The sequence below is a fragment of the Veillonella sp. genome (assembly GCF_019414865.1).
Lineage (GTDB): Bacteria > Bacillota > Negativicutes > Veillonellales > Veillonellaceae > Veillonella.
The window spans coordinates 1-4,262 of record NZ_DXLG01000128.1 but is presented as its reverse complement, the minus strand read 5'-3'; the positions used below and the strand labels follow the sequence as shown (position 1 = coordinate 4,262).

The window sequence follows — 4,262 nt, the reverse complement described above, 5'->3', positions numbered from 1 at the left end:
ACTATAAGGTCTCTATAAAGACAATAAATTATGAAAAATTCTTCATCCATTATTTATTTGATATAATACTATGTATGAAAACAGCAACTATTATCGACTTGATTGTAGATTCCAACGTGCATACGCAGTCTATGAATCATATTATAAAACAACAGCATATTTCCCAACGTATGCGGCGGCGTTTGCGAAATGACGGCATTATAACAGTCAATGGTGAACCAGCCTCTTGGAATACCCTTGTCCACGGTGGAGACCATCTCATTATGAAGCTAACCCCTGAACAAGAGTTTAGTTTAAGTCCTATGGACCTAGATATCGTATACGAAGATGAGTATATTTTAGTCATCAATAAAGAGGCAGGTATTCTGATGCATCCCACCTCAACGGTACGAGATCATACCTTAGCCAACGGCGTTCTACATTACTACCAACAGACAAATCAGCATTATGATTTCCATCCTGTTCACCGATTAGATAAGGACACCTCTGGGATTGTTATCATTGCTAAAACCTCTGTAGTACAACATGCTTTCGATAAAAAGCGTACTCATTTTCATAAAAACTACGACGCTATTGTAGAAGGTCAATTACCCACTAATCACATAAGCGTACAGTGGCCTATAGGACGTAAACCAGGTAGTATTATCGAGCGTTGCTGTACGAATGAAGGCAAACCTGCACATACAGATATAACTGTCATTGAGAGTAATACAATTGTAAAGAATAAGATTGAGCAATGCTTTACCCATGTGCAATGTTTATTACATACAGGTCGAACGCATCAAATTCGGGTCCATCTATCTCAACTAGGATATCCACTTGCTGGAGATGACCTGTATGGTGGGCATTTAGACTATATTGGACGTCAAGCACTCCATGCATCGCGCATTAGCTTTTACCATCCCATGACGGATGAATGGCTAGAATTACAGGCATCCATACCATCGGATATGGAGTCATTACTCACCAATTGAGCTAATGTATTTCTGGTAAATTAATACCGATACATAAAAATTAGCCCACATGGGTCATAAAATTAGACGAAATTTATGCATAAGTTATACAAAAAATATTGGCCCTTTATAGTGTTTCTTGATATACTTAACTTGAATTGATATATGATTGCAATACACTAGTATTTCATTTAGCTCAAATGCGCTAGAAAGACTGGCAGTCACAGTATTAATAACATGATATGACAGGCCCTATGGCCAAGGAGGACAACATGCCATTAGTTACTACTACAGAAATGTTCAAAAAAGCCTATGAAGGCGGCTATGCTGTTGGCGCTTTCAATGTAAACAACATGGAAATCGTACAAGGTATCGTAGATGCAGCAAAAGAGGAACAATCCCCTCTTATCTTGCAAGTATCTGCAGGTGCTCGTAAATATGCTAAACATATTTACCTTGTAAAACTCGTAGAAGCAGCTCTTGAAGACAGCAATTTACCTATCGCTCTTCACCTTGATCACGGCGATTCCTTCGAAATCTGTAAAGACTGTGTAGATGGTGGTTTCACATCCGTTATGATCGACGCATCTCACCATGATTTCGATGAAAACGTAAAAATCACTAAACAAGTTGTTGAATATGCTCACGCTCATGGCGTTGTAGTAGAAGCAGAACTAGGCCGTTTGGCTGGCGTTGAAGATGATGTAAACGTATCTGATGCGGATGCTCGCTTCACAGATCCAGAACAAGCTGCTGAATTCGTACATCTTACAGGCGTAGACTCCTTAGCCATTGCTATCGGTACTAGCCACGGCGCTTACAAATTCAAAGGCGACCCTTACCTTGACTTCGATCGTTTGAAAAAAGTTGGCGAATTGTTGCCTGACTTCCCAATCGTATTGCATGGCGCATCCTCCGTATTGCCTGAATTCGTAGCAAAATGTAACGAATTTGGTGGCAACATTCCTGGTGCTCAAGGCGTACCTGAAGAAATGCTTCGCAAAGCAGCTCAAATGGCAGTTTGCAAAATCAATATCGATACAGACCTTCGTCTTGCTATGACTGCATCCGTACGTGAATACTTGGCTCAAAATCCATCTGAATTTGACCCTCGTAAATACTTAGGACCTGCTCGTGATGCTATTAAAGGCATGGTAGCTCACAAAATTAAAAATGTATTGGGTTCTTCCAACAAACTATAATCAATGGCTAGTGGATTTTTAAAAGGAACCTTAATTTTAACCATTGCCGGTTTCGTAGTGAAAGCCATCGGTAGTATTAACTGGATTCTTCTATCCCGCATCTTGGGTGGTGAAGGCATCGGTATCTACCAGATGGCCTTTCCTATCTATTTGTTACTATTACAAATTTCGAGCGCAGGTGTGCCGATTGCCATCTCTATTTTGACGGCAGAACGATTAGCCTTACACGACTTTGGTGGTGCTAAGAGAGTATTCAATATATCTTTTACAATGTTAACCATTACAGGCTTTATCGCCAGTCTTGCCATGTACTTTGGTGCAGATTGGCTAATCTCTAGTGGACTCATTGCTGAAAGCCGTGCCTACTACTCTATCATCGCGCTCGCTCCGGCAGTATTCTTTGTAACGTGGATTTCCTGCTTCCGCGGGTATATCCAAGGCTATGAAATGATGACGCCAACGGCGGTCAGCCAAATCGTAGAGCAACTATTACGTGTTATCGTCATGCTCGGTGCCGCAGCTATCTTGTTACCTTATGGTCTACCGGCTGCTGCAGGTGGTGCTAGCTTAGGTGCTGGTGTCGGTGCCTTTGGTGCCTTCCTGGTGCTCTTGTACTATTACTATAAATTGCCTAAGGCAAGTAGTACTGGTGAAAGCTACGATGGTCCCCGTGAATCAGCTAAAGAAATTTTGTCACGACTCTTAACATTGTCTATTCCAATTTCCTTAGCAAGTATCATGTTGCCACTGACAGCTAACCTCGATTTGCTCATCGTACCACGTCGTCTCTTAGATGCTGGCTTCCCAATGAACGAGGTAACAGAGCTCTTCGGTTATCTTACAGGTATGGCGGTACCGCTCATCAACTTGGCTACCATCATTACAGCAGCCCTTGCAACAAGCATTGTACCAGCTATCTCTCATGCCTTTGCAAAACGCGATCATCAAGGTATTTATGAACGTACCTCGGGCTCCATGAGATTGACATTTATGGCTACTGTACCATTTACGGTACTATTATATGTACTTGCTGCCCCAACAGTTACCTTGATTTATAATGCACCTAAGGCAGAATTAGCTACACAAATCACTGCGTTCTCTATCTTCTTCCTCGGTGTACACCAAGTAACAACAGGTATCTTACAAGGTCTTAACAAACCGCGTATTCCTGTAATTAATATGGGTATTGCGTTAGTAATCAAAGTCATCCTGAACTGGACACTAACGGCCATCCCATGGCTTGGTATCGGCGGTGCCGCTTGGGCAACCGTTGCTGATATTGGCTTTGCAGCGTTACTCAACTTGATTTACATCAAAAAATACACAGGCTACTTCCTCGATATTTCCCTTCTATGGAAAAATGTGGTCAGTGCCGGTGTCATGGGTATACTCATCTTTATAAGTTACCACTACTTAACAGATATCTTACCAATGTGGGTTAACTTCATACTCACAGGTATCGAAGGCTTATTGCTCTACGTTATTATCATGGTTCTTCTAAAAGGACTTAATAAAAACGATGGCGCAAGCATGCCACTCATTGGTAGATTCTTTAGATAATAACTTAAAGAGGTTTAACACATATGTGTTAAACCTCTTTTTTATGCCACTCACTTTACGCTATCTTTTTATAGTATTACTTCTTATCATTATGTGCTTTTTTATCTTTCACAATATCCCTAATAGTAGGATTTGTTTGTATCACATCTAACATTACAGGTGAAATGCCGATTCCCACAAAAGCTTTATCATTCCAAGCTTTACTATGTTTAGCAGCTACATATTGAATAACATCTCGCAATTTATAGTTACTTACGTGAACATCATCAGGTTTGTGTAAATAATACGTATAAACATACTGATTATCATACAAAACCATACCAAATAGTGTTGCATTTTCCTTGTTAGCTTCAAAGTATAAAGCTGGAATACCATTGTTCCAAACTGTAGCATATTGTAATCGCTTATGACCTTTTAAACCATATTTTTTAACAACAGTTCTTAAGTAACTATATAAAATATTTTGTTTTTCAACACTAGCACCTTCTATAAATGGTTGCTTACCAAATACAGCTTTAATACGTCCAGACATATAAACATCATATTC

Annotated in this window: 3 protein-coding genes and 1 pseudogene; 3 read left to right on the top strand and 1 reads right to left on the bottom strand. The window is 40.1% G+C overall.

Annotated elements, in window-relative coordinates; all coding sequences use genetic code 11:
* Positions 1 to 74 precede the first annotated feature (74 nt).
* The 3 genes from QZ334_RS07155 (at position 75) to QZ334_RS07145 (ending at position 3,715) form a co-directional block, all read left to right on the top strand.
* Entirely contained in the window at positions 75 to 974 is a 900-nt protein-coding gene (locus QZ334_RS07155; RefSeq protein WP_295233168.1) for an RluA family pseudouridine synthase, read from the top strand.
* A 251-nt stretch (positions 975 to 1,225) separates the two neighbouring features.
* The gene (gene fba, locus QZ334_RS07150) at positions 1,226 to 2,155 is read left to right on the top strand and encodes a class II fructose-1,6-bisphosphate aldolase (protein ID WP_060924176.1); all 930 of its coding nucleotides are present in this window, start codon (positions 1,226 to 1,228) and stop codon (positions 2,153 to 2,155) included.
* A gap of 3 nt (positions 2,156 to 2,158) precedes the next feature.
* Complete coding sequence (locus QZ334_RS07145; protein WP_295233166.1) at positions 2,159 to 3,715, top strand: putative polysaccharide biosynthesis protein; 1,557 nt, start codon at positions 2,159 to 2,161, stop codon at positions 3,713 to 3,715.
* Positions 3,716 to 3,791: 76 nt separating this feature from the next.
* Here the strand turns inward: QZ334_RS07145 and QZ334_RS07140 are convergent.
* Positions 3,792 to 4,262 (bottom strand): annotated as a pseudogene (locus QZ334_RS07140) (hypothetical protein); the annotation flags it as partial.